The organism is Roseinatronobacter alkalisoli (assembly GCF_028745735.1).
Classification (GTDB): Bacteria; Pseudomonadota; Alphaproteobacteria; order Rhodobacterales; family Rhodobacteraceae; genus Roseinatronobacter; species Roseinatronobacter alkalisoli.
This window is the reverse complement of sequence record NZ_JAQZSM010000034.1, coordinates 1-26,696: the sequence shown is the minus strand read 5'-3', so window position 1 is coordinate 26,696 and position 26,696 is coordinate 1. Positions and strand designations below refer to the sequence as shown.

Here is a 26,696-nt window from a genome sequence, read left to right as displayed (position 1 = left end):
CGTGACGGAAACACAGGTGCCGCCCATCGCCGCCACCCCAACGGCGATCGCTGTCGGGTTCCGCCAGCCGGGCAACTCTTCGATCATCCCAATACGGCGACCGAGCAGCGACTGAGGCATTTTTCCATTGTGCCAGTTCTCTTGAAGCTGACCCGCTCTGGCCACCAGATTTTCTATGAATTGGGCATCTAATTCTGCAAGAGAGAGTAGGTCAGTCTGTTTCAATTTTCGTTGTCTCCGAAGCACCTTTTGGCAACTGCGCTTAGTCACCTTCGGTGTATTTCGCTGATAGTTCAACTGCCTGGGCTTCGGCAGCGAAGCTGCCTTTCGTGCGATCGCAGCGAATTGGTGCTTTGTCCCGCATTGCTGCCCCTCGCTGCCAGTAGCGCAACCTTGCGCCAGGTTCTGATCACTAGCACCTATGCCCACGCCAGTACCTATCCCAGCGCAACGCCCACCCCCCGCGAACCATAGCGCAATTGATATCGCCATGTCGCGGTGAGACGCACCAGGCAGCCGTTCGGTTGCCGCCAGCAGAACCATCTGAGCGGCAGCGCAGGGCAGGGCCTGTAATAAGAATATGACCGTGTCGGCTTACTCCCGTGGGTGTTCCCAGAAGCGCCACCAGCGCGTCACGCGCAGCAATGCCGCTTGCTGCCGGGCACGGATGGCCCGGAGAGCAACTCCCGTCCAATTCGCGAGCTGCGATACCGGAAAGCCTTAGGCGTGGGCCCTCTTTGCACCAAACGGGACCATCACCATCCCAGACATGCGTCGGAGTGCAAGTGAACGTCTGACCACGCGGAACGATCGGTACATTAGCACTCGACATTGATGGGAGGCAGGAAATCGTAAATACGACCAGGGCGATCTGATAGAAAAGAATTCGCATCTGCGTCCCTCAGTCGTCATGATGATTGCGTAATGGTCGACCGATAACGTCGCGCAGCTCATCGAGCTCAATAAAGTTATCAGCTTGGCGTCGCAACTCATCACTGGCAATCGGTCTTTTACTGCGAATTGTTGAAACTACCGAAACACGCACCCCCTGACGTTGCAAGCTTTCGATCAAAGGACTGTAGTCACCATCGCCAGAAAAGAGAACAGCATGGTCAATATGGGGTGCAAGCTCCATGGCATCGACAGCCAATTCAATATCCATATTGCCTTTCACTTTTCGCCGCCCTTCACTGTCAGAATATTCTTTGGCAGATTTGGTGACCAGATTGTAGCCATTGTAGCTGAGCCAGTCGACCAGAGCACGAATTGGTGAAAATTCTTCGTTCTCGAGCAGTGCCGCGTAGTAAAACGCTCGCAACAGCTTCCCCCGGCGCATAAATTCTTGCCTTAGAAGCTTGTAGTCAATCTCAAATCCTAGCGCTCTCGCGGCCGAGTAGAGATTTGCACCATCAATAAACAGCGCCAGTTTTTCGTCTTTGTAGAACATACAAAATCCATTTTGATCAATTGAATCAGTCGAAAACCAATTCATCCAGCGCCCGTCGTCCAGGTGGATTCGATAAGCTTCCCGTACTTACAACTTGCGGTTGACTGAAGGCAACCTGTGATCTGTTCACCGCGAATATACCGCCTTGCGCGGGCATTTTGGCTGTCCGGACGGGGTGCTGTCAGATCCTCCCGGACGCTGCGCCTTCCGACCAGCCGACCCCGGTGGGAATGCTCAGTCTGGGGCGTCCGACTGGAGTTGCGCTTTTGCCGCGTCTAGCCGGGCGCGGATTACGCGGGCGTGCGTTGCCGTGCATCCCCAGTCCCGCCGCCCTACGCAGACCAGCAGGTCAGTGGATGGCCGGTCAAGGCTGGCAATCACAGGGACAGCCGTGGACTGGGGTGGTGTCTGTGGGTCGCAGGCCGCGAGCATCAAGATAGTGGTCAATCCAAGTAAGGTCTGCTGCATGGTCTCCATCCCCTGCGTCGGCGGCATAGAGTGCTTGCCGCATATTTTCTGTTCCGGCTGCGAGTTCCAGCAGGACGCTGTCGCGTCCCGCCTCATATGCGCGCGTTTGGGCACGGTCGAAGGACCAGAAGGCCCATCCTCCCAGCGCTAGGAGCGTCGCCCCCACCACTGAAAAAAATGGCAGCGATAGTTTGATCATTGCCTCCGGCCCTTCCACTCCGACCAGAACAGCCACGCCGCGACCGCAGCCACCACGATGATCAGCGTCGTTGGTTCCTGCAGCCGGTCAAGGATACCGCCTTCACGGGATGCCTGATCGGCCAGCGCGATGGCCCCGGACCCGATCCCGATGCCACCCGCCACTTGCGCGCGCGGGTTCTCGGCCAGTGTCTCGGGCTCGCGCGGGGGCTGCGCCGCCAGCCCGTTTGCGGAGGGCGGAAACGGGTCACCCCATTGGAAGGCGGCCAGCCGCGTGTCGACATGGATGAACCCCGATCGCGGGTAGGTGCCGATGCCGCGGAACCCGACCGCCTTGGCAGCTTCAATGAACTGCGCCGGATCGTGGTTGTCCTGCCGGATATCAAAGGCGATGCCTTCCATGTGCTTTGACGCCCGCGCGCCGCCGACATTGCGGTTGTGCTCCGGGCTGCGGTAAGCGCTCGTGATGATCAACGGTCGTCCGAGGCGATCACGCAGGGCCTGCAATGCATCCATTGCGACAGGGTCCAGCATGAGGCGGCCTGTCCCCTTGCAGGCCATTTCCTGCGGACTGAAGTTTTTCCAGCGCCAGTTCCGCATGGGGTAGTCTTTCCAGTTCTGGTACAGTTTTGGCATTCCGTTTCCTTTCAGCCATGAAAAAAACCGCCCCGAACGGGCGGCGGAATAATCCTGTGAATATTTGGTCGTGTGACCGGCGCCGATTCCGCTCAGTCCATCCGTTCGGCTTGCCGGATCCTGCGCTCTACGGACCTTTCGACAAGCAAGTCGCGCAAACCGCGCATCTCGGTATGGATCTCCGTCCGCATCGCGTTGTGGTCCGACCGCAGAATCGCGACCATTTCCGCGAACTCTGCCCGTTCCTCCTTCCGCCGTGCCCAGAGCGCTTTGATATTGGCACGTGTCAGTGCCATCTCGACCTCAACCCGCACGAGGATAAAAATCAGCCCCCCAACCAATACTGTGAACAGGGGCCATGCCTCCTGAATTAATCGCCAAACATCCATGCCTGCATCGTTCCTTGTGGGTTAGAAGTCGGGGGCCGGTGACGTGCTTTTATGTGCCATTTCGTCCGGCCGCTCATGCCAGTGTAATTTTGGCTGGAAGGGTGTCGCGCTGTCCCTGGTTACGGCGTGAAGTCTTCAGCCGCCGGTACGCATCCAGCCGGGACGGCATACGCGAAATCTGATGCAGTGGTATGCAGTGTCCCGGCGTCACCGGCGCTGCGCGCTTGCACATAGATACGATAGTAGAACCCCGGCGTCGTGGTATAGGTCGCGGGGTCTTCCTCCGGATCGTCGAACCACGTGCCATTCTTACCGATCCAGAATTCGCCGGTATGCGGGTTGAACGCCATCATCAGGCGGTCCCCGTTTCCGAAGGTGGGCACATCGTCACGCTGGAGGGCGCCACCGGAGCGTATTTCACCGACGCCGCGCCAGCCGATGCTACCTGAGGCTATGGGGTTGCTGGCGCGGGCAGAGGCGCTTTCGCTGTTGGCCCATGTGGCCACACCAAAGTAGCCGTCGAACTGCGCGCTGCCAGCGGTAAGGGAAATCTCCCAGTAGTACCCCACGGCCCCTGTGGGGAAGGGTGTGGTCCCCAGAAGCTTGATAACCGGCGACCAGCGGGTGGCGGTGGAGATTGCCGAAAACGACTTACCATCCCCCGAAATGGTTACGTTAGATGCTGCATAGGGCTCGTACAGGCTAAGGTGCTCGATGGTGGGTTCAAAGGTCTCTTCGGCCAGAAAGAGCTGCACCCAGCCCATACGCTCCAAACCAGACAGCGTGTCCGCGCCGCTCAGGCTGGCCAACCACCCCTCGCTGTACTCCCCCGGCTCTATGTCCCGGTAAGCGCTAACCAGCCGTAACCCTTCGGCGAAAGTGGGTCCGGCGAATACACTCGCGGGCATATCGCTTACGCAGAAACTCTCTGTACCGGACGCTAGGGCCGAGTACCCTCGCGCCATAACGTAGCACAGATGATCGGGCTCGCCGACTACCCGCAGGGGCTCGACGCCCAGGAAGAGGTGGGGGAAAGACTCCACATTGAAAGCATTTCCGGCTACCCTGCAAACGTCAATGGGGACTGGGCCACGGAACAGCTGGACGATGCCTTTAAGCTGCGTATTGCTTTGCTGGAGTTGGACAGTAACCGTCTCCGGCACAGCCTCGGACCCGACCTTGCGCTTAAATGTTTCAAGCTTCTGATCAACTGTGTTTCCGACATGGCGACCGGACTGAATATGCGTCCACCCGGCGGGCACAGCAGAAATGAAATCCCGCTGTATGAGGTGCAACAGCAGCAGATCACCTTCCTGTGCCCCGGCTGGTATCGGTAGGGTTATCTCGTCGGCTTCACCTTCATCCACATAGGAAGCTTCGCCCACCAGGTGTATGCGGTCCTGCGTCCAGTCTTCTGGTTCCATCTCCTCTTTGGGCGCGACGTACAGCAGGCGATCCGGAATGATGGCCCCCTGCGGCTGGTTACGGTTCTCGCCAAAACGTATTGCCCCGCGTGTGGCGCTGTGACGCAACTGCTCCACAAGCTCGCGGTACTCAGCACGGCTGGATATACGCGGCCTGCCTTGCAGCATACACGCTAGAACCGCAGCAGTCAGAGGCGAGGCGAAGGACGTGCCGCTGGTCGTTTGATAAGTATCGTCCCCGACAAAAGAACCAGCCCACACCTGTTGAGCTGGACCGCTGATGTCCACGCGGTTGCCCCGGTTAGACTGCGCGGTTGGACCATTCCAGTAAGGCAGATCCAGCGCGTTAGAACCGCCGACGCAAACAACATCGGGGAAGCACGCCGGGTAGTGCCTCAAGCCCGTAAAGTCCACCACCGGATTGCCCGCATTGCCCGCTGAACTGACAAGTACGATACCGGCGTCCATAACCGCGTCCATCGCCACGTTCAGTGACCCGGAACTGCCTGTTGCGCCCAAGCTGACATTCATGACCGCCGGTCTGCCCAGATGCGAGCGGCTGTTGTAGTCGCTCACAGCGGCACCCAGCATCTCGACCAGGGCGGCCAAAGTACCGGAGTTAGAGCTGTCCAGCGCCTTGAAGCCCCGGACTTCCGAACCCCGGGCGAGGCCGGTCGTCACTCCCGCGGCCACACTGGCCACCCGCGTGCCGTGGCCATGCTCGTCGTACAGCTCACCCATGCCAGTGGCCACCGCCACATTGGTGGCCCTGCCGTCGAATTCCTCATGTGTAGCGCGAATACCTGAGTCCACCACATAGATGTCGACCCCGGTGCCATCTCGTTCGCATTCAAAGAAGGTTTTAACGGGGAAGCTCCTGTGCCCGTTCGGGTTGTTCAGCCACGGGTTGCCGCGACGGATAACACGAGCCAGCTGATGCGCGCCCCCGACGTTGAGTTGGTCAAACTCGATGGGCTGCGCCTCGTGACCATGTGTCGGCGCGTCACCGTCGTCCACAGACTGGATCGAAGGGTGGCGGATGTGATCAAGATCACTGCATTTGCAGGCGTCCACGCGGTATACCCCGCGCAGCCCGGGAAGTTTGACCAGCTTCACGCCTGCAGCCACCATATCGGCTTCGAAAGCCTCAATGTCGGCGCCGCGTTTGAGTGCAATCAGGGTGCAAGGCATCAGGTCAACTCCACCACTTCGACGGAAAAGAAGGACAAGGGCGTAGACAGTAGCTGCGAGGCGCTTATGCCAGACAGGTTGACCCGGCACTGAAAATAGTCGCCCTCGGAAACCTCCAGAACTCCTGTGCCGCAAGAAGCCATGTTGCTGGAGAACCCGGTAGAGCTTTGCCGTTTAACGTCGGTAGCTATCATAACGTCGTCGCTGTCGTGAATGCTCCACGAAATTGAGCCAGCAGAGCCAGCAGTCGACAGCGAGCACCCTGCGGCCAGGCGGACTTTGCTTATGCCAGCCGGGATGGTTAGCCGCGTGGGCTCTGAAACGTTCCAGAAGCTGTGAGTGTCGTACAGGACGTCGTTCCACGGCACGAAATAGGGCAGGGACCCCAGAGTGTGGTTCGCGCTGCGGTTCAGCCGAGCGCCGCGAAAGGGTTCCGAAGCCGGAACAATAGTCTCCGCTGTCTTGACGTACTGCGCAAGCTCAGCCAGCGTCAGCCTGCTGGTCACCCCGTTTTGATGCAGCACCACCAGCTCGGTGCCATTGAGGGTTCCTGCCTCGTTCAGTTCGGGAAGTTCCCGACCGCTTTCAAAAGTGGGCATGTGTCTGCCTCCCTAGGTTTCGCTGTAGCGCAGTGGTTGCAGGCCGTCGCCAGGGTAACCGGTGACGATCAGCGGGTTGTTCGCGGCAGGTCGCAGCTCGTCGAAAGATGACACCAGCAGCGCGGGTTCGGTCGACGGGTTGAAATCGGGTGGTTGCGGCTCTGATGCAGCGCGGTGCTGGCTCATGAAAAAAAGTAGCATCACTCGCCCCCGTCAACGAAGCCCTGACCCACCCAAGTATCGGTTCCGGTTTTCCACATGGTCACCACAGAGTAAGGCTCCATAGCTGCCCAGGAATTGTCGTTCCCGTTGAATGTGACACCGGTTTCCGGCGTGATCACAAATACGCGGTCCGGGTGATCGATCAGGAAGGAAAACACCAACCCGACCGGAACGGCGACGTTGGCATTTGCTGGGATGGTTGCCTGTGTGACACCGCCTCCGCCGCCAAATCCCCACACCTTGCCAGCTCGTTGCGGGTCAAATGGTGGCCCCCCGTGCCAAGGCCCCTCGTCATAGTCGATCTGCCAGGGGGGCATAGCCTCCGCGGGAATAGGGGTCAGAAGGAGGGCGCCGGTGTCGTGGTCATACACCAGCATACTTCCGTCGTTGCCTTCAACCAGCTGGCCAGAACCCAGCAGGGCCTCCAGCATGTCGCCGCCAGTCGGAAGCTGGTCGCTGTCGGCCCCCGTGTCGAACTGGGCTGCGCGCCCTACCATGAATACCGGGACGTCAAAAGTATCCGCGCCTCGGGTCACGGTTAACCAGTACCCCCCCGCCGGAAGCATGAAAGCGATTATGCCGTCCTCCCCTGACACGGGTGCGGGGTCTACAGCCTGGTCAATGGGGTTGCCTTCCGCGTCCTGCAGGGTGGTGACCAACCCACCCCGCGCAGGCACTCCAGCGCCGTTGAAGGTGACTGTGTACACTGCCAGTTCCGCGCCTTGGGCGACGTTGCCATGCGTGTCGCGGGCTATGATCTGCTTGTAAATCGGCATCAGCTTATCCCTGCGTCTACGATTGGGTATGGGTAGTTATAGTTGACGGTGACATTGCCCCCTCGGCTGCGCGAAAAGGTGATGCTGGTCAGCACCTTTGTACCCACCGGCCAACCCACGTTTCCGGGGTCTTGCGTGGTGCGGCTAACCTCGTTCCACACCTCGGAGCCACGATGCTCTTCCAGCTCGTCAATGGCATCGCCCAGCGGGACGTCACGCTTCGTGGTGCCCCCCGGCAAGTCACCCTGCAGTGTCCACCCAGCGAAGCGTATTGTTGGCGGGCACACGGAGTCGTCTGCAGGATCTGGCGTTGATGGGTACAGGACAACGCTGCCCCAGAACCCTGTAGGGTGCCAAGCGGCCATAACTTACACCTCGGGTGGCGTGAACGTGTTGCGAATGTCGATCTGCAACGCCTGCTCCGCCGGGAAGGGGGCGGTGAACTCCGCGCGGGCCAGAACCTCGTTGGCAGGCCCCAACAGTTCTGCCCAGACCACAGGGTCAGTTACATTGATCGCCGCGAAAGTGGTCGTGGCCTCAACCACCACACCGGGGGCCGGGTCTGCGGCCTCGGTAGACAGGTCAAGCGACTGGGTGTGAATGGGATCTTCGTTGGCGTCCAGTATGCGGATCGAGGCGAAGGCGGGTACGCCCAGACCTTCGGTAAGGGCCTCTGCCAAGGCGTCGAAACCCGCCTGCGTGACAAACCCATCGGCGATGGTAGGCATGTGGATATCTCCTGTGGTTGTTAATCAAGTTCCGGGTCGACGGCCAGACCGCCAGCGGCAAGGGCGATATCTGCGCCCGTGTCGTACTCAACAATCAGACCGTCCCCAGCGGGATCTGGAACGTTCAGGGCCGCGTACTGGACTGTCCACATGACCGGCGCGGCGGCTACTGCCTGCGTCACAGACACCGCCTCAACAGAAGCCGTGACAGACCACTCAACATGCGCGGCAATCTGTGATTGCTCTGGCTGCGCGGGCAGCCCCGACGCCTGTACAGCCCATGTCACAGCGGGGGCTGAAGTGCCGAGGCCGAGAGTTGACCCCGCGAATTCTGCCTCCCAATTCACAAAGGCACCGGCCTGACCCAAGGACGGCATGACGCCCTGTGCTTCTACCGTCCACAGAAGGGGCACCTGAGTGGCGCCATGATTGAGAACCACGGTCTGGCCTTCAGCAATTACTGACCACTGAACCGCAGTGTCAGCCTCGCCATGCTGCCTGAACGGATCAACCGCCGTGAAGGTGACGCCCCAAGCTACGCCACCAGCAACAGCATGCGGACGCGGAACCGGGCCGACAATCGCAGCAATCAGGCCCGCACGGCTGGCCGGGTTCAGCGGCCCCCGTTCAAGGTTTTCCAACCGGCGAACCATCTCGCCACGCCCATCGGCAGATCGGCCGAGGGGGCGGGTGGAAGGCGGCAGGTTCGGGTCCGCTACCAGACCGGCGGTTTCAGCTTCGAACTGTACCTGCAGCTCGGTTCCGCTGGTGGCGCGGCGTATGCGCTTGACCAGATAGCGACGTTCGCCGGACAGACCGGGAAGCACGCCCTGAATTTGTTGGCCGGGGCGGAAATCTGCGCGCAGGCTGATACCGGACAGCCTGATAGACGGCTGCGACACCCCGTTCAGATAGGTGCGCAAGTTGTCATGCGCAGCCTGAACGCCCATTGCCCCGTCGTGGGGCAGGGGAGGCCCTTCGCGGAAGCCGTAAACGTCCACAGAGTCGTGGTCGATTTCCTCTGCCCAGACCAGCCGCCGGTACTCCAGCACCAGCGTGACCCGTGGCCAGTCCCAGAACCCTACGGACAGCTCTGCAACATCCGGATCAACCGTTATGCGCACTTGCTGCGGATCGGAGCCGTCGACCGTGTCGCCGTGCGTGATCTGTGCCCCTACGAACTCCCAGCCCTCGGACTCTTTGGGCAGGTCATTGGGAAGGGGGACAGAACTACGGCACCCAATGGGGAACCGGGGCGCGGTGACTGTCACGCGCCGGGTAAACCACGCCTGTTGGCGGGCCACGTTTATGATGTCCAGCCCCTCGGTGATTTCCAGCGAGTTGGCCTCAAAGTCGGTATTGGAAACCGGCAGCAGTGGCCACCCGTTGCCGCCCGGAACCATGGGGTCAAAAACCCGCAGCACGCCATTGCGCAGCGACCATATCCAGCCGGTGTTGTTGGACACGAAATCCATGAACTCTGACACGGAGGCGTAGGCCATTGGGTAGTCTGGCAGCGTTGGCCCAGCCGCAGGGACGAGCGACAGATCGACACCCTGAAGCACCTGTTGCCACAGGAAGCGTACAGAGTCGCCAAGAGGGCCAGCAGGGACGATGCCCAGCCAGCGACGTTCGCCAGCGGCGCGGCCCTCACCCATACCCGTGACGCGGTACTGCGTGCCGCCGGGGATGCGCCTGCGCTGGACAGACGTAACCTCGCCCATGACCGAATACAGCCCGTCGCAAATCTGATCTACGGTGAACTGCATGCCGATAGCGGGCACCGGCAGCCCCGAGTTTGCATCCATTTCGACCGCAAAAGAAACCTGCGGAACGCTGCCTATCGCCTCGTCAATCAAGCAGTTGCTTACACGGTACACCTGGCCTTGCAGGGATACCGCTTGGGCAAGAAGGCTGAGCGTCATTAGAAGGCCCCCGTCAGGTCGCGGCCCGAAGCGGACAGCCTGCGGTCGAATTGATGCTCGGTGTTGATCACTGCATGTTCGAGGTGAATAACCTGCGTCATGCCCATGCCGCCAAAGCCGGGGCCGTCATCCCCGCGCCCAAATCCGGGCGGCAGGTCACGCGGCATGGCGTCGGTCATGCCTGTGTTCATGCGCCGGGTTTCATCTATGCTGTCGTCCGCCATGTCCGTGATTGTACGCACCACATCGCGCGCCAGGTCGGGGATAATGGAGTTCCCCACCGCTTCCCGGTACAGGTTGCGCAGCGCTGCCAGCGAGTCGGAAACCATGTTCCGAATGCCGTTGACCACGTTGCTGGCCATCCGGCGAATGGCCTGCCCGATAAGGTTCGGCAACTCCCGGAACATGTTGAGGACTTTGCCAACCCATGCTTGCAGATCTTTGTAGGTCTTGGACGCGAACTCTGCTATTGCGACAGCCCATTCGGCCACCCGCTCCCGGTTGTACCAAATAGCTGCGGACAGCGCCGCAATGGCACCCACAATCAGCAGCACAGGGGCGCTAACCACTGCCAGCGCGGCCAGCACGACACCCTTGACAGCTGCGAGGGCCATCCAGGCAATACGGAGACCCGATAGCAGCTTCATTAACCGGCCAAAGATGGACAGCACCGGGCCTAGTACAGCGACAAAAGCGATGAACAGGCCGATGCTGGCCTGCGCGGTCGGGCTTAGTTCATTGAACCACTGCACAACGCTGGCCAGCCCCCTGGCGGCCTTCACCAGCATCGGGATAAAGCTCTCCTGAAGCATGCCCACCACGTTCACAAAGGTGGGTAGCAGCTCCGCCGCCAGAACGTTCTTGGCGCTGGTAATAGAGCGCTTGAACTGGTCCCAAGCGTCGTTGGCAACTTCGGCCATTTCCGCTTGCTCTTGCGTCATACCGCCGATTTCACGACGAAAGATTTCGCGGGCGTCTTCTACCGTTTCGGCGGATTCACGGATGTTGTTTGCCAGCGCGATGCCTTGGCGCGTTCCAAAGATGTCCATGGCAATCGCTTGGGCTTCGGCCTCGGATGCAGCACCGCGTATGGCCTCAAGCGCCGCGTCCATAGCGGCTTCTGTCCCTACCGCCCCGTTAACAATGTCCTCCATAGAGAACCCAAGGCGCGTAAAGGTTTCGATTGCCTTCTCGTTGCCCTGCGTGCCTTCCGCCAGGGTACGGTTCATGAACTCCAGCGCCTTGCGGGTTTGCCCTTCGCTCAGACCGGCGATGCGGCCCAAGGCGAATTCGTATTCTTGCAGGGCTTCCACCCCAATGCCGACCGAGCGGCTGAACTTGGCCAGATCGTCGCCGGTGCTGATGGCGCTGAACGCCATCGCAGTCAGCGCACCGGTCACCGCGACAATGGGGCCGGTGACGCGCTTGGTCATGGAGTCACCCACAGACGCCGCGCGGTCTCCCACAGCCCCCAAGGTATCGGCCAAGCCCTTGCCCTGCTGTTCCGCAGCGGACATGACAGAGGCGGCACCCTCTGCGCCCTTCATGGACAGCTCGCCAAATACCTCGAACAGTTTAAACATCGACGCGACCCCCTAGGTCAGCTTTGCGAACGTCCTCGGCCAGCTTGTAAATGCGGTCGAGTTGTTCCCTTGAAGCACCGCGTCGTCGACCGGCATTGTTGCTCTTCTTGCGAACGCCCAGCCCCAACTCGTTGAGGAACTGCGTCCATTTCTTACCCTTCTTGCCGTGTTGCAGATACACAGGATAAGCAGCTACTCTGTACGCCTCGCGCATGTCGTCCACAGCGGCCTCGTACGCCACCAGAAACTCGTCCAGCGGCATGTCGGCCGCCGTTTGCGGTGTGCAGCCGTAGCGAGCGGCTACACGGTCGACAGCGACTCTGTAGTCTCTTTTCGTGGAACCAATGATTGAAGTTGCTCCAAAAAACCTTTCAACTGGTCCCCCTTGTACAGGTCAGTCAGAATGGCCAATGGCAGGTCTGGCTCCCCGTCATCAAGTTCCTGCGGCGTCATTTGGTTTATGTCGGCAATCCAGCCCCACAAGGCTTCCAGCTCTTCGTCCAGGATAATTCCCACAAGCCGCATACCGACTTCGCGCTTGTATTCGTCGCTGTCCTTGTCGCCTGTGATGTTGGCAATGCCGGGCAAGTGGCGTCCCAGCACGGCGGCCAGAACGCGGGTGTCGCGGGCCTTGATGGGCCGCAGGTTTGTTCGTGTCATAGAGTGGGCGCTCCTTTGGGCCTTTGATCAGTCTTCGACAGGCGTTGGGAAACGAATTTCCCACGGCTCGTCTTCCGGGTTTTCGGGGTCGTAATGGCCCACGAAAATCACCGGGGTCGTGGTCTCGCTGTCCTCTTGGGTGGCCAGCTCTACGCCCTCTACAACGAGAGGGTTTTTGATGATCGCCACCACTGGCAGCCCGGTGCCCGACTGCGTGCCCACCATGGCCACATTCAGCGGGTATTCCTCCGGGGCGATAAGGCGATTGCTGCGCGTCAGCGTGGTAATTTGTGCCGCGCCAACGCCAGAAACTTCGACTTCGCAGCCGGGGAAGGCCAGAAGCAGGTTTTCAAGCGACCACTCGACAAGGTTGACCTCAAGCTGCGGAATGGCCTGCGTGATGCGGGATGCCCCTTTCATGGAGCCTTTCAGCCCGTCAATCTCGGGGTGGCGCATGTTGAACTCGGCCCACCCGAAAGACACCCCGCCGTTGGTAGCGCCCAGGATACGCTCGGGGTAATTTTCATCCGTGCTTCCGTAGTTGAGGTAGGCAACAGCCGCGTCCATAATGAGGCTGTTCCACGTCGCGGCAGTTACACCGGTTTGTTTTGGTGCGGGCATATCAATGCCTCCTGTATGCTCGGCCCGACAGGACCATGGTTACGTGTGCAAGTCTCGGGTCATCGCCGTCGACAATGGTCCTGCTTCGCAGGGTAAAGCGGGGTACGTTGAGGTCGCCCTCTGGCGGCCCTATGGTGGTTTCCTCCAGCGAGGCTTCGACCAGGTCTGCCAGAGAGTTTGCGGCCCCCGTGTCGGGACCGGCGGCCCAGACGTCAACGTCCAGAGTTACAAAGCCCAGCCGCGAATTCGTGCCCATCGCAGCCCCCTGCAAGGACGCACGATAGGTCACAAGATCAGGAGTAGGGTTCCAGTCCGCGGTGTGTTCCCGAACCCGCGTCCCAGACGGAAGGGCAGCGGTCAGGACGGCGGACACCCTGTTAAGCAGATCATTCAATTTCTCTACGAAGCTCCTGCTCTATGGCGTCCCGCGCGTCATTGAATGCCTCGCGTATAACAGGGCGCGGCGCTATGTTTTCGGTTCCGCGTTCAAGGTGCAGCCCATACTTCTCGGGCGTCCCGACCCGCCCAACCGTAGGGCCTAGATCGGTGTCGTAGCTCTGCACCAGCAGGCCGGTCCGAACGGCAGGGCTTTCACCTTCGGCAGAGGCCACATATTCCACTGAGGTTCCGGGCACCTTGTACACCCGTCCGGTTCTGGTGGGGCCGCGTTGCATGCGACGCCCGATTGCTCCGTGCCACAGCAGGATGGCCGCCAGAACATTCCGCTCGTATCCAGCCTTCAGTCGGTGAAACACCTCGTCCTTGTTGCTGCGAAAGTTATCAGCCATCACACCACGTCCCGTAAACTACCGCCCCATGAAAGGACGAGGGGGTTGCCGGACTTGTCGCGCAGGGCCGCGCCTTCAATTTCAATGACCTTGCCGCCCCACTCAACATCGGCCCGATTTATGGCCTCGGTTGTGGCCGTCCGGGGAAGAGTTACCACTACCTGCCATGACTGATTGAACTGACCTGCGTATCTATTTCTGACCGCATCGCTCACCAATTTGACGGAAGCGATGCCTGCGTAGGCCGGAACCGCTTGCCGGGCAAAGTTGAAAGATCTGCCGGTGTCGCTTTTGGTAACCGGGAAGATGTCCACGCTTTCTGTGAAGTCTGTCCACACCGGTTTAACGTCGGACCGGTATAGGCCCACAGACCCTGTGAAACCGGTCGTGTACTTGCTATGCGCCACCCAATGCAGAGAGGGCACTTCCAGCAGAGAGGGGGCGTCAAGGGCAGCGCCTAAAGAGGCAAGGCCTCCTAGCTCCAATTTCGGGTGGGAGATAATGCTTCCTTGCGGGAACGCTTCAGTTTCCCCCGCGGTGAACAAATGTCTGCGCGAAACAGACCAGCGGCCCTTGAGAAGCATGGGGCTTGAGGCCGGTGTAGCCCAATAGGTTATGTCCTGAGTAAGCAGGCCGTCGGCGAACATGGCGTCAGCTCCGTACGATCGTGATTTCTTCGAAGCACCGGCAGCCCATCGTATGCTCGGCGTCCGCCCCCAAGCTGTCGTCCTTGGGGTACATAAGCTGGGTGCCGTCCGACAACGTATGCGGCGTGTCGAGACCGATAACCTCTACACCGTCCTGATCGGCATGGGTGGCGCGCGACCGGTCATCGTCGTTGGACCGCCATGTGCGCCGGAACTGGTCATTGCTCACCAGCCCCCCATCCCGCACCTGCGTAAACGACTCGTGTCGTCCGGCGTTGTACGCCTTGCTGGCCTCTTCCCGGGCTACGCTATTGCCCCGGGCGGTCAGCATGTTGCCCTCATAGCCTTGTTGGATGTTTCGGATATCTACAGGGCTTAGGGGGTCTCCCGAAAGCATGGCCCGTTCAACCATATCGTCGAACCGGCGGTTGCGCAGTTTGTAGTCGAAATAGGACCTGTAATCCCCGGCACTCAGCTTGGCAGCCATATTCTCGGAAGCCCGGAACTGCTCGCGGGTCAGCCCCAGTACACCGCCCTCACGCTGTTTCGTCGCGCGGTTATAGGTGCCCATCAGCCGGGTCACCATGCCCCGTGCTGAAGCACCCTCGGCGATACCCTCACTGAGCACCTCGCGCACGACCTGCGTAATAGAGGCGTTCAGGCCTTGAATGGCGCTACCCGCCTCGCGCTGCACCCAACGTACCGCGTTGGCAGTCCGGCGGTCGAATGTCGGTCGCACTATGGCCCCCGTCTGGGGATCGCGGATGCCGGACAAATTGCGTATCGCCCCTTCACCGCCTGCCGTATACGCTTCCCGTATGGCATCGTCCAAGCGCTGGAAATTGGCGTCTGTCGGCCCGATTATCCGCATGGCGCGCTCGAGGTCACGAGCCTCCAGGGCCTCGCGAAACACCTTAAGGTCCGACAGGCCGGGAATGTCGCGTATGGCCTCTACAAAGGCCGAAGACACGCTGGCCTCCAGCCCCCGCAGCAGCTCGCGGGTTCTTCGGTCTAGCCGGGCCATGCTTTACACTCGCACAGTGTGAACAAATAGCGGGCAGATGTGCTTGCCAAGGTTGCGCTGCACAATCGACAGATAGGGGTCGACCCGGCCCTTGAGCGCGGCAATTACGTCCGAACTGTAGGATTCTGATGCCCCGTCGATGGACTGAGCTGTCAGGTACCTGCCGGGGGTAATGACCTCGCTGAACAGAAACGGACTGCGCGCCTCGGCCAACGCCATGTAGGCAATGGCAATCTGCACGTCCATGGGTGGCTCTTCCCACTGTTCTTTCCAGCGGTTGTTATACGTCGCCGCAAGGTAGTCCTGAACGCGGAACAGAATTTGTTCCTGTTCCGCTTCATTGCTGGGCCAGAAGGCACCATAGCCCCGACCGGTCAGAAAGGTGGTCACCCATTCCGGCGACACCGCAAGTTCGTCTGTCGGGATCATGGTGCATCCTTACTTGGGGGGCGGTGCAGGGGGCGCGGGTGGCGCTGAGGGCGCAGCACCTTTTTGGGCGACTGCTGGTGCCCCGGCGTTCGTGCTCGGCTGGACCGCAGCGAGTTCGCTTCCCTTGGCCGGGGCAGGGTTCGGGTCTGCCGGGGGCTTCGGTTGAGCAGCAGGTTTCGCTGTCTGGGCTTTCGCTTCTGCTTTGCTGGTCTTTTTGTCGGCATTCGGGGACTTCTCCTCAGCCTGCGGGTTGTTCACGCGCGCCAGCGCTGCACGGCGCAAACGGCGTTTCTGACCGGGTGTCATTTCATCCATGTTACTTCCTTCCTTGTTTGCGGGCGCTGGCAGTCGGCCCCTGGTGGTGCAATGGTGGGGTCACACCACAGGGGCCGGTCTGAACGTCCAAGCTGTGTAGCGAGGAAGGAGCACCCATTACCCAACACGTTCAGACCAAGCAGCGCCCGCTGTGGCAGGCGCTACTCATTCGTTTCAGGCGGTTGCCTTAGCCGTCGTCTTCCTCGAGGCGGAAGATGAAGCGGACCATGCGCACGGCCTTCGGCTCGTAGACAGCTGTCCAGTTGTCCGGATCGGCCATTTCCGCGTTGCTGGGCACGTCCTTGTCGGGAACGTTGGCCCCCGGGGTCCAGCGGATGCCGCGCGGGTGCAGCAGGAAGTGACGCCGCGACACAATGGTCTCGGTACCACCGCCGGTGAGGGCACTGCGCTCGTATTCCAGCGGCACCTTGACAGCGCCCTCGCCGTAGCCAAATGCACCTTCGCCGAACAGCACCGCAGTGTGAACGCCATCGTCGGAGGGCATACCGTCATCCACAATCGCACGCTTGTTCAGGTACATCAGAATCGACGTACCGTCCGGCAGGTTGTAGTCATGCACCAGACCCAGCTTGCGCAGGTAGCGCTCGGTGGCCGAGTCGAATGCAATGGCCGACAGACCACCAGCAGCATCACCCAGAACGCCAGTGGCGTCGATAAGCGATTCTGCGTCAATAACCGCAGCCCCGCCTGCCAAAGCGCTGATGTCGAAGGTGTTGAAACCATCGCCAGCGCCGGAACCCATCGCGCCGGTCAGAGTGGCGATCAGCAAGCGCTGCATGCGACGGTTCCAGCTGCGTGCCAGGATGTCGGCCACTGCCGTGAAGGGGTCATCCCCTGCCAGCGCAGCTGCCAGATCCGTCACCGCGTAGGGCAAAGCCCGTCCGTGCAGTACCGCGGCATCGCGACCGGTATTGAAGCCATACGGCACGAGATCCGTATTGCTGTCGAGCAGCTGGTCGTCATCGTTGGGGTCAATCCAGAACGGCATGTTCACAATGGAACCGCCACGCGAGCCGATATCCAGATCGGGCACAGCTTGCACCAGACCGGAGGTAAACAGAGCGCTGAGCTCCATGGTGCGCTTGAGCATGTAAGGAATAAACTGCTCGGGCACGATCACGTCTTCTACTTTCGTAGTCATCCTTTTGTTCTCCTTTAGGATGCGGTTGAGTTAGAGCCCTAAAGCATCGCCCGAGCCTCTGGGTTGCGGCATCACCGCCTTATGTACGGGCCGAGGTGGCCTCCATACCGGCGGCAAAGTCCTTGAACCCTGCTGCCCGTGCAAGCGCATCCCGCCGTTCAAGCGGCAATTTGGCCTGCTGTGTCTTGTTCCAGTTTGCCTTGAGGAACGGGTTCTTGGCCCCCATATTGGCAGGGATGCGGCCCCCGCCGGGATTGCCGCCCGGTCCTTTGGCGTCTTCCAGATAGGGCTTGCCGTCGGCCTTGACCCAATCCTTCACGAATTCGTTCACGTCGACCGTGCCCAGCGCGGTGTCCACCTCAGTGGTACGCTCGCCGGTTTCCGGATCCGCCGTGACCTTGACCTTGCTGCCCAAGTGATCCAGCAGAATGGCATCATGCTTAGGGTCGACCCCGTTGTCGCGCAGCGCTTTGCGCAAGGCCCGGCGGCGGGCTACGTCGTCCAGCTGCGCGCGGGTCTGGCCCAGCTCGCCCTGCACATTTTCCAGCGCGGCTTGATGGTCCCGCTTCAGCTTGTCGATGCGGGCCTCAAACTGCGCCTTGATTTCCTTGTCGCCGCTGTTGGCACCGGCAATCAGGTCTTTGATGGTGGCCGGGTCCACGTCATCGGGCAGCAGGGCTTTCAGTTCGTCATACTGCTCGGCTTTGCGCCTGTATTCGTCGCGCTTCTTGCGGTTCTCTTTGTTGGCCGTTGCCAGCCCGCGCACCTTGGGAAGCGTTTCCAGCTCGCGGTCCTCAATCTGCAGCCACCACGGGCCATCTTCCTTGTCATCTTCGGGCGCATAAAACTCCTTCAGCGCCTCGGGAATTTCGTCCTCGGATTCGTATTTTGCTTTCAGCATCGAGCATCGCTCCTCAGGTCAGGCCATCGCCCTCGTTTCTGTTCTCAAGAAGCCGCTTGGCCTCTTGCTCTTCCGTCACCCCTTCCGGAATGACCCCGCCTGCCTGGAGCCGCGCAAACAGCGTCTTCCAGGAGTAAGCCTCTTTCACCCAACCATCGACCAGCGCAGTGATTTCAGCTGCGGTCATCTTCTTGGTGTAGAAATCCAGATGCGGCGTAACCAACACATCGTCGGGGTTTGCGCCTTTCCACTCTGCCAGTTTGCGTAGCGCCTTCTCCACGCCAGCCGCCACGTTGACCGCGATGGATTTAAGCGGTGCTGTTTGGGAACCCAGAAGCAACGCCAGCGCCTCACCTGACTGGTCGGAAGATCCGGCGATCAGCTTGGCCCCGAACTCCTTGGCGCGCTCCATGGTGTCCGCCAGCGTTTCTTGCTGTTTGGCCAGTCCCGGCCCGCTGAATTCGAGGTACATGGCACTGCCCCCTTCGGGCAGGTACCACATGACTGCGGACCCCAGAGTCTTGGGGGCAGTGTCGTTCTCGATCATTTCCTTGGTGACCCCGATTGCCACCGGGGTAGGTTCCGACGTCATGTGCAAAGCGTGCATGAAGTCCGCGTCCAGCCGGTAGTAGCGCAGCGCCAGCTTGGCCAGCCCGTACAGCGGGATGTCGTCGGGGTCGGGGGACAGTCCGTCGGTTCCCACAAACACCATCGGCACCTCTTGCAGCCCGGCGCCGCCCGCCTTTCGTGCCGCTTCCCACTCGCCCGGCACAGGCACGTCTGACCCCTCGGGGGCCGACCACTTGCGGGCCTGATAGTTGCCTGCGTCGTCCAGTCCCAGTTCAAGGAAAGCAAGCTGCAGTTCCCACTCGTTCGAGTCCTTGTTGCGGCGCATGCTGGACTCGTCCAACACGGTGAATTCCAGCAGCTTAGAGTCCTCGTCGGTGTCCCACGATACAATTGCCTCGGCGGTGTAGCAGGCCAGATAACCGCCGCCCGTCTGGTCAAGCGATGGCAATATTGCATGCCGTCCGGTGATCAAAACTTCTCGCAGAACCTTGCGGTACAGGCTATCGAAGGTCAGGCCATCCAGCGTACAGGCCTCCTTCAAGTCGTCCAGCACTGTTGGCAGCTCCACGACCGGCGGCTTCTCTGTCAGGATGCCCAGAATGCCCCTCACGACCGGGCTAAGCACCTCGGGGAATTCCGCCCGATCTTTGTACGCACGATACGCCTTGTCCGCCAGATCTTGACGGGTCAAGGACGCAAGCCCCGGCTTCATCGGCAGGTAGGTAGTTCCGCCCGCCTTAACCTTGTCCTCGCCGTCCATAGCGTCCCGCATCAGTTTCCAGGAGTCTTCATACTCCTCGTACAGCGGGTGTTTCTGCGTGATGTCCATGCTATCCGAGCTCCCGTTGACCGCTCACGCCTCTGTCTCGCTCGGGCTTTGTCAGTGCTAATTCCGTCATGGCCCATACCAGCGCATCCACCCGGTCGGGCGAGCCTTCTCCAATGAAGCCATGGGTGGTCATATGGTACATCTGGGCTTCCAGTTCGTCGAAATGCCCAGCGTGCTTGACCCGCCCCTGCTCGTATAATGCGGCCACCGGCTCGGCGCGTACCACCTTCCCGCGTGACGCCGTTACCATTGTCACGGGAAGCAGCGGATCGACGGACCGGATGTTGCTTTCCACCATGTCGCCGCCGAAGTTGCGCTCGGCGACAATTCTGTCGGCCCCGAAATGCGTGTACATTTCGTTGACCCTGCGCGCCCAACCACCGGGGGACAGGTTGCAGGTCGCGTCGAACAGCACGTACAGCGTGCCGTCGAAGCCTTCACCGGCCACCACAATGCCAATGTCATCGCCGCCACCCGACGGGTCTACCGCCACAACGATGCGCTGAAGCCCCGGAACCTTTTCGTAAGTGATGCGCGCCGCGTCTATGACATCGTAACCCCAAAGCGCCCCTTGCACATCGTCCAGTAGCTGTCCGTCAATTTCCTGCTTGCCCAGCCGCGTGCCCATACGGGGCTTGATCACCGTTTCGAAATACCGCCCGGACAGGTTCAGTTTGTTGTCCCAGGTGCTGCCCTTCGTCACATGCGTACTGGGACTGTCCACCAGCTCCCGCATCAGCGGTATGGGCCGGGGCGTCGTGGTGACGATCCCGCGCGGGTTACCCTCACGCATGCCGAACATCAGGTTGTCCCATCCCGCCCGCGCATAGCGCGACTTGGCCAACTCGTCCCACCAGAAGAACGAGCCGGAAGCGCCGCGCAGGGCCTCAGGATCCTCTGCCGAAAACAGCAGGGCCTTGCAGCCATTGGGCCACGTCAACGTCCGCTTGCTGGGCTCGTGTATAGGCCGCCATTCGGGCGGTCCTACATGAGCAAAACCGCTTAGACCCTCAATGGAATACTGCCGCATGTCGAACGGGTTGTCGGCAATGAAAGACATCATGGCCGGTGCCCCTTTTGGGGCGGTCAGGGGCGTCGGTCCCCGCAGCAGGCGACTGATGTTTTCCACTGCAGTGCGGGTCTTGCCCCAACCGCGACCGGCCAGGATCATCCAGACGAACCAGTCACCGGCGGGAAGTTGTTGATTGGGGCGGCCCCAGAAATTCCAGTCGTAGAGCAGTTCAGCCGCTTGCGACTCCGTCAGCGTTGCCAGAACCTTATGTCTCTCGGGTTCGCTCAGCGATAGCATTGAGTGCAGCAAGGAGCTTGTCATGGGCGCTTTCGTCTTTTGTCTCTATCGGTCCCCCATCCCGCCCGGTCATCTCGTGCCGGTCTGCAAGCCCCAGATCGCGGGCAATGATGCTGGGGTTCAGCAGGTCGGCAGCAGCCCCACTGAACTTTTGCTGGTAGATCACCGCTTCGGCTCGCGTGATGACGGACGATAAATCGGCACGCGATTTCCGCCATTCGCGCCACGTCCCTTCCTCGATATCCAGGAACAAGCATAGCCCTGCGATCGTCATGGCCCGCATTTTCGCGACAGGTTCGTGCTTCGCGTCACCCTGAAACGTGACCAGCTTGTCTTCGAACAGCGGATTTTCATGCGCCCAATCGAAGTATTCAAGGCAAGCATCCCAGAGGTCTTCTGCTCTTTCAAACTTCGGCTTTGCACCGTGCGAGCTGCGTGCCATCCAGAAGCGGTTGCCCGGCATGAACCGGCCCACCTCATCGCGCCCCTCATGAGGTTCGGACTTGTTGACCATGTTGGGAAGCTCCTGAAAACGCAAAAACCCCGCACCGGGAGGAGGGTGCAGGGCTTTCGGTGTAGTTCGGGGTCGATCTTACTCAGCCTGCCACCTTTCGAATCAGCTGTCAACCACGTCCCCGCCATTGCAGCTTCTGGCCCTTGATCCCGTCAGACACGCAGCGCAGTGCCAGGACAATCCCGGACCAGTCCCGCACCGGTTCATCCGGCTCATCCACGACATGGCGCAGGCATGCAGACCTTGCGGCACCGTCGGCATGTGACAGCCAGCCCTGCAGCGCCATGTAGGCCGTGACTGCCTGCCGGTCGCGCTCCTCGGGGGTGCGCTCGTCTGGGGGCGGACTGGACGCATCGGCGTGCATCGTGTCCGTTGGCGCCATGATCCGCAGGCACTGCGCATGCCGGTTGGGGGCCCTGACGGCGCGGTCGTAGGTGATGATCACGCTGCGCAGGTGCCTGACCGCCTGCCAAAGATCCTCCGCATCCGATATACGATCAGTCAGCAATCGTCGCCCGACCGCGCATCCTGCCATATCAAGCCGCGCCCGATCGGCCGTCAGTCCGGTGTGCCGCATGCGAGCCTGTATCGCGGTTTGCATCGGGTCGTCCTCTTGCTGGTTCGTGTGCCGTCTGTCGCGCCCTGTGGGCCGCTGGGGGGCCTTCAAGCCTCCTGCCAGCGTGATGGTTGCCTGACGGGCCTTGCGTTTGTCTCGGCGCTTCTGTGCGGCTGTGCGGGCGCGTGTCTTGCTCATGCGTCACCGTCGCCAAAGCGCCTGGGGCGGAAACCGAACTCGGCCATGATTTCGTCGGCGGTTTCGCGGTCCACCGGCTTTCGTTCCGGATCAGGTTCAGCCTGCTTCGGAAGGGTCGCGAGAAAGCGCTTGTGCGCTTTTTGGATTTGATCCTGCACCTGAAATTCGTTGATCGATTTCAGCCTGCCGCCGGATGCCGCGAATACCGCCGCCACGCCGCCCCGAACTTCATCCAGGGTGTATTGGCTGAGCAGATCGCACCAGTCGTTGCAAACCGCGTCCTTGATGTTCGGGTCCATGCTGTTCCAGCCGAAGCGATCAATCTTGACGCTGGCAACTTCGAGAATTGCGACCAGTTCAGCCCCGCGCCTTGCGGCTTGCTGCCCATCGAGCGCCGCGATCTGCGATCTCTGACGCCGTTGCTGATCCTGCCATTCCGCGGCCGTTCGCGGTTCGGGGCTGTGCTGTGCTTGCAGTGCGCGGGTCATAATTGCCTTCCATGAGTTTTGCGAATGAGGATTGACGGGTCAGGAAATCGAAGTTTGCAGTCCAGCCGCGTTGATTTTCGCCACAGCACCACGGCGATGCACGTGCCCTCGCCAGCGCAGCCTCCCAGCCGTTCAGCCCGCCAGCATCCTTGAGCCGTGCCTTGAGGTTTGCTCGCCTCTGCTTGCTGAGAACCAGCAACCTTGGCCAGCCCGCGTCCTCAGCGGTTCGGTTGTAGGCCACGACAGCTTCGGCGACTTCATCGAAGGGCTTTGTGGCTTCGTTGCCGCGAGGCGACAAGGAACCGTAAGGTTCCTCTTTCTTTATCTGGTCTCTGGCTTCTGGTCTCTGGGGTTTATCCCCACCCTTATCCTGGGGGTTAACCGGAGGCGGATTTTTTCCGCCTTTTCCGAGGCTTGGGTTACCACCCTTACGGCCATTATTGCGCGCCGTTGCCGCCTTCTTTGCCATGCGTGACAGTTTGCGCGAGTAGATCACACCCTCTCTTGTGCGGGAGAATACGCGCGCCGATTCCAGTTCGCCGAGCAATGCTGCGATCTGATCGGGGGGCGCTCCTACCAACACAGCGAGCTGTGTGTCAGTCGGGCACTGGCCGCTGACAAGAAGATGGCCGTAAGGGGTGGCTTCGTGCATCAGTGAGATCATTTCGATCCACAGGCCGCGAGCGGCCAGGCTGCACATTTTGAGGCAGGGGTCAGACCGCCAATCTGTCGTATAGAATTTCACCCAAGGTTGTTTCTGCGTGCTCATCCTAACGCCCCCTCATGAGCCGTCGCGCGGCATCCTGGTCTGCCTTCGCGGCCTGTTCCATGGCTTTGCGCAGCTGGACCTCGCACCACTCCGAGAGGGTGCGGCGCCCGGTGTTGTGCCACCCTTTGCCGCGCCGCCAACCGTGACGGTAAGCGAGGGTATTCACGGCGTGATGCGTGACACCAAGGTAGGCCCCTATGTCCTGAGAAATCAGACCGAAATCCCACATTGGCTTGACCATGTCCGGTGTCAGTTTCACGCGGACATTGCGCCTGGAACGCTTCATCCAACCCTGCGCCTTGGCGATCTTGCCCAGCGTGCGCCGGGACATGCCAAATCGTTCAGCAATCTGTGTGCTGGTCTGCGTGGTGTCCTCCCATGCGCGGCGCAGTAGCGCGAGCGATACCTTCACGTCCCTTGGCATTATCGCAGCAGCTCCCTCAGGCCCTTTGGAATTCTGGCCACTATCTCGCCCGCATTCGGAACGTTCGCCGCGGCCTTGATCTGCGCCACGCACCCGGCCATGCCCGGCACCCAGACAGCTTCGGATCTGCGAAGCCACTTGCGGGAATCGTCCCGGATCACGCCAGCATTCTTGAGCGCGTCGATATACGCCTTCGCGGTGTTGTCGCTGTCCATCTGGCCAACGCCGACTTCACCGACAAACAGGGTTATCTCGACGGGCACAGTGAAGCGCGGGATCGGTGCATGGGACCCGATACAATCAGCCGCGAGACCCTTCCATTTCTTGTAGTTCTTTGTCGCCACCCGCCCTTTGCCCGGCACATTGCTGAACAGGTTGTTGGTGCTGATCGGCCCGGGCAGGGCAATGAAGGCGGGGGGTTCAAGTTCAAGCATGGCGGGCTATGCAGCCTCGCTTTCATCGCTACCGGGCAGTTCCGGCTGGTCAGGATCGATTGCGGCGGGTGCCCGCTCGGCCATGAATGTGTCCGAGTCAACCATCAGCAGCATGCAGTAATCGCCAACATTCTCGCCCAGCACTGAACGGTTGTGTTCGATGTTTGATGCGCTGACCTTGGCCTCAATGCCTTTGTCGCTGCCTGCAATTTTGATTTCGTGCAGCTTCACAACCGCATGGGGCCATTCATAGTCATTCAGGAGCCTGACGGCATTCCGGACAAGGTGTCGTGCCGCCATATCAAGCCCCTCGGCCATTTCGCGCTGCTCCTGTTCTGTCAGGAGCGACCAGGGCCTGTTGATGTTGCGAATCCGCATGAGCATTGCATCGCGCAAATCGCCCGATAGCGTTTCGATCTGCAGCTCTTCCGTGTTTTCAGATGCGTCTGTTCCGGTCATGTCACTCTCCATCACCCCTGCACGCCGGGGTCGCGATTTCGGGTTTCCGAAATTTCGGGCGCGCTATTTCAAGCGCTGATATTGCGTCCGTCTGGCTGGTCCGCGCCCGAGCAGCACATCCTGCCGGTCGCGTATTGCTGCCATTATGTCGGTGGTCATTTCCTGCTGCTCCGACAGCTGAGTGCGGAACCCGTCCAGTTCGTCCAGCGTGGTGATGGTGGCAACGTGGCGCTGAAGTTGAGCGAGGCGGGCAGGGGTCATGCGGCCTCCATCAAGTACTCAGCAGCGCCAGGAATGGACACAACGGCGAAGGACGCGGCCCATGCTTGCGGCGCGTTGACCCCGTTCAGCCATTGGCGGGCCGTTTTCTCGTCCACGTCGAAAAAGCAGGCGATTTCGATGCTGTTGCGAAAGTGGTTTCGTAGAAACCTTGCCCACCGATCCGGATACACGCGGCGAAACGCGCGCGGATCGCACGGCCTGCCGGATAATAGTCCGGCCAGACCACTGGACGCAGCGCCGCCCCCAATACCGGACGACACACCAGCAGCGCCCATGCCAGTGTCAACGCATGGCTTATGCGGAGACGAATATGACATCAGGCGGCATCCGTTTCGGAATCTGTGTCCATCTTGGGCGGAAAGAAATGTTCGGGGGAAAGAGGCAGGCCGCGCTTGCGTGCTTCTTCCATCAGTATTTGCTGACACTCGGAAGGTATCAGTCCGCCAGTGCCTCCCTTTTCCTTCAGGTAGGTCCAGCGGCGGACGCGGGTTTCATCGCGTCCGGTGATTTTTGCGACAGCCCTAAAGCCGCCGCAGATTTCGATAATAGTGTTTGCGGGTTCCATGGTGACATAATTGCGATTATCGCAATATCAGTCAAGCGCAAATGTTGCGATTTTAGCGGCTATTGTTTTCTTGCGAATTGCGCAAGGTTCTGCACATGGAAGTGATAGATGCACGATGGATATCTAGCCGTCTTACAGGCAGGCGCGGTGAGCGAGCCGAATTGGCGCGCTTTATCGGCGTGAAGCCTGATGTCGTCACCAAAATTCTATCTGGCGAAAGACGCGTGCAGCCTGAGGAAATACCGCGTGTTTTGCAGTATTTTGAACAGGGCGGCATACATGAAGTCCCGAACGGGAGTGCGGCCCCTGAAGGCGCGGACCTTGTTCCTGTCTATGATGTGTCGGCCAGCGCGGGCCATGGTGCGGTTGTAGACGTAGAAGAACATATCTCCAACCTTGCGTTTTCGACGCAGTATCTGCGCGAAATGACCAGCGCCAAGGGCAATCAGCTTGTTGCGATCAGGGTCAAGGGTGACAGCATGACACCTACGATTCAGGATGACGACATGGTTGTGATTGACCGCACGAAGACGAACCTCGACTACGACGGATTGTTCGTCCTTCGCGTGGGGGAGGCGCTGCAGATCAAACGCATCGGGCGCGGCTCTCGCAGAACGAGCGTCATGGTGATCGCTGACAACTCGCTTTATCCGCCAGTCGACACCGAGCGCACTGAGATCGATGTGGTGGGTAAGGTGATTTGGTATGGGCGGAAGGTGTGAACGTGGGGGGAGTTCAGCTGAAAGTGCTCGGTATCCGTTCGCGCCTGCCGTCAGCGAGGCACAAAGGGCGGAGAGCCGCCTTTGACCTCGCAGCATCGCATCCGCAGCATTTGGGCAGAGCGGTCATTCGCTTTTCCCGCCTCTGCCGTCAGTGGTGCGTAAGAAACAAGGGCTTCAAACTCACCCCCCCCGATGGCCCAGGAAAGTCACCCGTCAGGCTTGTTCTGACCGTTCTACCTGATGCGCGTTTGTGATCATCCGCGCGGTGTGCCCGAAGCAGTGTGGTGTTCTTTGGTGCTAAATTGCTCACGGTGTCTGACCACCCGGCGCATTTCTGCTTGCAGACTGTGCGGGGTCAATTAAATTCACCTTAAGGTTTAGTATCGGGCGTATTTGATGAATAAAGCGTTTTCTCAAGTCTTTCGTATGGGTCAGTTAACGACC

General features: G+C 60.3%; 32 protein-coding genes. 1 reads left to right on the top strand and 31 read right to left on the bottom strand.

Going from position 1 to position 26,696, the window contains the following annotated elements; genetic code table 11:
• The 31 genes from PUT78_RS20520 to PUT78_RS20370 all read right to left on the bottom strand — a co-directional run.
• The coding region (locus PUT78_RS20520; protein WP_274354125.1) for a hypothetical protein at window positions 1-225 on the bottom strand (225 nt) is incomplete at its 3' end.
• 676 nt (window positions 226-901) lie between these two features.
• The gene (locus PUT78_RS20515) at window positions 902-1,447 is read right to left on the bottom strand and encodes a LabA-like NYN domain-containing protein (protein ID WP_274354124.1); all 546 of its coding nucleotides are present in this window, start codon (window positions 1,445-1,447) and stop codon (window positions 902-904) included.
• Window positions 1,448-2,110: 663 nt separating this feature from the next.
• Window positions 2,111-2,749, bottom strand: coding sequence for a YcbK family protein (locus PUT78_RS20510; protein WP_274354123.1), 639 nt, complete (start codon window positions 2,747-2,749; stop codon window positions 2,111-2,113).
• A gap of 92 nt (window positions 2,750-2,841) precedes the next feature.
• Complete coding sequence (locus PUT78_RS20505; RefSeq protein ID WP_274354122.1) at window positions 2,842-3,138, bottom strand: hypothetical protein; 297 nt, start codon at window positions 3,136-3,138, stop codon at window positions 2,842-2,844.
• Window positions 3,139-3,257: 119 nt separating this feature from the next.
• Window positions 3,258-5,753 carry a S8 family serine peptidase gene (locus tag PUT78_RS20500; RefSeq protein ID WP_274354121.1) on the bottom strand — a complete coding sequence of 832 codons (2,496 nt, stop codon included), beginning with the start codon at window positions 5,751-5,753 and terminating at the stop codon, window positions 3,258-3,260.
• Window positions 5,753-6,352, bottom strand: a complete 600-nt coding sequence (locus PUT78_RS20495) for a hypothetical protein (RefSeq protein WP_274354120.1) — start codon at window positions 6,350-6,352, stop codon at window positions 5,753-5,755. The genes PUT78_RS20500 and PUT78_RS20495 overlap by 1 nt, the downstream gene beginning before the upstream one ends.
• 12 nt (window positions 6,353-6,364) lie before the next feature.
• Complete coding sequence (locus tag PUT78_RS20490) at window positions 6,365-6,553, bottom strand: hypothetical protein (protein WP_274354119.1); 189 nt, start codon at window positions 6,551-6,553, stop codon at window positions 6,365-6,367.
• Window positions 6,553-7,350, bottom strand: a complete 798-nt coding sequence (locus PUT78_RS20485; protein WP_274354118.1) for a hypothetical protein — start codon at window positions 7,348-7,350, stop codon at window positions 6,553-6,555. Before PUT78_RS20485 ends, PUT78_RS20490 begins: the two co-directional genes overlap by 1 nt.
• A gap of 368 nt (window positions 7,351-7,718) precedes the next feature.
• The gene (locus tag PUT78_RS20480) at window positions 7,719-8,078 is read right to left on the bottom strand and encodes a hypothetical protein (RefSeq protein WP_274354117.1); all 360 of its coding nucleotides are present in this window, start codon (window positions 8,076-8,078) and stop codon (window positions 7,719-7,721) included.
• 20 nt (window positions 8,079-8,098) lie between these two features.
• Entirely contained in the window at window positions 8,099-10,003 is a 1,905-nt protein-coding gene (locus PUT78_RS20475) for a hypothetical protein (RefSeq protein WP_274354116.1), read from the bottom strand.
• Window positions 10,003-11,586, bottom strand: a complete 1,584-nt coding sequence (locus PUT78_RS20470; protein WP_274354115.1) for a phage tail tape measure protein — start codon at window positions 11,584-11,586, stop codon at window positions 10,003-10,005. The genes PUT78_RS20475 and PUT78_RS20470 overlap by 1 nt, the downstream gene beginning before the upstream one ends.
• A complete protein-coding gene (locus tag PUT78_RS20465; RefSeq protein WP_274354114.1) occupies window positions 11,579-11,848 on the bottom strand; it encodes a hypothetical protein in 270 nt (89 codons plus the stop codon). Before PUT78_RS20465 ends, PUT78_RS20470 begins: the two co-directional genes overlap by 8 nt.
• A gap of 38 nt (window positions 11,849-11,886) precedes the next feature.
• Complete coding sequence (locus tag PUT78_RS20460) at window positions 11,887-12,246, bottom strand: hypothetical protein (RefSeq protein WP_274354113.1); 360 nt, start codon at window positions 12,244-12,246, stop codon at window positions 11,887-11,889.
• 27 nt (window positions 12,247-12,273) lie between these two features.
• Complete coding sequence (locus PUT78_RS20455) at window positions 12,274-12,867, bottom strand: hypothetical protein (protein WP_274354112.1); 594 nt, start codon at window positions 12,865-12,867, stop codon at window positions 12,274-12,276.
• Between the two features lie 386 nt (window positions 12,868-13,253).
• Window positions 13,254-13,655: a hypothetical protein gene (locus PUT78_RS20450; protein WP_274354111.1), complete on the bottom strand. Its 402-nt coding sequence runs from the start codon at window positions 13,653-13,655 to the stop codon at window positions 13,254-13,256.
• Complete coding sequence (locus tag PUT78_RS20445) at window positions 13,655-14,302, bottom strand: hypothetical protein (protein WP_274354110.1); 648 nt, start codon at window positions 14,300-14,302, stop codon at window positions 13,655-13,657. Before PUT78_RS20445 ends, PUT78_RS20450 begins: the two co-directional genes overlap by 1 nt.
• 4 nt (window positions 14,303-14,306) lie before the next feature.
• The gene (locus PUT78_RS20440; protein ID WP_274354109.1) at window positions 14,307-15,326 is read right to left on the bottom strand and encodes a phage minor head protein; all 1,020 of its coding nucleotides are present in this window, start codon (window positions 15,324-15,326) and stop codon (window positions 14,307-14,309) included.
• A 3-nt stretch (window positions 15,327-15,329) separates the two neighbouring features.
• A complete protein-coding gene (locus PUT78_RS20435) occupies window positions 15,330-15,755 on the bottom strand; it encodes a hypothetical protein (protein WP_274354108.1) in 426 nt (141 codons plus the stop codon).
• A 502-nt stretch (window positions 15,756-16,257) separates the two neighbouring features.
• A complete protein-coding gene (locus tag PUT78_RS20430; RefSeq protein ID WP_274354107.1) occupies window positions 16,258-17,232 on the bottom strand; it encodes a coat protein in 975 nt (324 codons plus the stop codon).
• 79 nt (window positions 17,233-17,311) lie between these two features.
• Window positions 17,312-18,133, bottom strand: a complete 822-nt coding sequence (locus PUT78_RS20425) for a hypothetical protein (protein ID WP_274354106.1) — start codon at window positions 18,131-18,133, stop codon at window positions 17,312-17,314.
• A 13-nt stretch (window positions 18,134-18,146) separates the two neighbouring features.
• Window positions 18,147-19,532, bottom strand: coding sequence for a DUF4055 domain-containing protein (locus tag PUT78_RS20420; protein WP_274354105.1), 1,386 nt, complete (start codon window positions 19,530-19,532; stop codon window positions 18,147-18,149).
• 1 nt (window position 19,533) lies between these two features.
• Entirely contained in the window at window positions 19,534-20,865 is a 1,332-nt protein-coding gene (locus PUT78_RS20415) for a DNA-packaging protein (protein WP_274354104.1), read from the bottom strand.
• Window positions 20,810-21,355, bottom strand: a complete 546-nt coding sequence (locus PUT78_RS20410; RefSeq protein WP_274354103.1) for a DNA-packaging protein — start codon at window positions 21,353-21,355, stop codon at window positions 20,810-20,812. Before PUT78_RS20410 ends, PUT78_RS20415 begins: the two co-directional genes overlap by 56 nt.
• A gap of 109 nt (window positions 21,356-21,464) precedes the next feature.
• On the bottom strand, window positions 21,465-22,109 hold the full coding sequence (locus PUT78_RS20405) for a hypothetical protein (RefSeq protein ID WP_274354102.1): 645 nt from the start codon (window positions 22,107-22,109) through the stop codon (window positions 21,465-21,467).
• Entirely contained in the window at window positions 22,106-22,408 is a 303-nt protein-coding gene (locus PUT78_RS20400) for a hypothetical protein (protein WP_274354101.1), read from the bottom strand. Before PUT78_RS20400 ends, PUT78_RS20405 begins: the two co-directional genes overlap by 4 nt.
• Before the next feature lie 58 nt (window positions 22,409-22,466).
• On the bottom strand, window positions 22,467-23,366 hold the full coding sequence (locus PUT78_RS20395; protein ID WP_274354100.1) for a hypothetical protein: 900 nt from the start codon (window positions 23,364-23,366) through the stop codon (window positions 22,467-22,469).
• Window position 23,367: 1 nt separating this feature from the next.
• Window positions 23,368-23,790, bottom strand: coding sequence for a helix-turn-helix domain-containing protein (locus PUT78_RS20390; protein ID WP_274354099.1), 423 nt, complete (start codon window positions 23,788-23,790; stop codon window positions 23,368-23,370).
• A complete protein-coding gene (locus tag PUT78_RS20385; protein WP_274354098.1) occupies window positions 23,790-24,224 on the bottom strand; it encodes a RusA family crossover junction endodeoxyribonuclease in 435 nt (144 codons plus the stop codon). Before PUT78_RS20385 ends, PUT78_RS20390 begins: the two co-directional genes overlap by 1 nt.
• Before the next feature lie 6 nt (window positions 24,225-24,230).
• A complete protein-coding gene (locus PUT78_RS20380; protein ID WP_274354097.1) occupies window positions 24,231-24,683 on the bottom strand; it encodes a hypothetical protein in 453 nt (150 codons plus the stop codon).
• Window positions 24,684-24,746: 63 nt separating this feature from the next.
• Window positions 24,747-24,944 (bottom strand): hypothetical protein, encoded by a 198-nt coding sequence (locus PUT78_RS20375; protein WP_274354096.1) that lies wholly within the window; start codon window positions 24,942-24,944, stop codon window positions 24,747-24,749.
• 337 nt (window positions 24,945-25,281) lie between these two features.
• Window positions 25,282-25,530, bottom strand: coding sequence for a hypothetical protein (locus tag PUT78_RS20370; protein ID WP_274354095.1), 249 nt, complete (start codon window positions 25,528-25,530; stop codon window positions 25,282-25,284).
• A 95-nt stretch (window positions 25,531-25,625) separates the two neighbouring features.
• Here PUT78_RS20370 and PUT78_RS20365 point away from each other — a divergent pair, with 95 nt between their 5' ends.
• Window positions 25,626-26,252, top strand: a complete 627-nt coding sequence (locus tag PUT78_RS20365; protein WP_274354094.1) for a S24 family peptidase — start codon at window positions 25,626-25,628, stop codon at window positions 26,250-26,252.
• Window positions 26,253-26,696 lie beyond the last annotated feature (444 nt).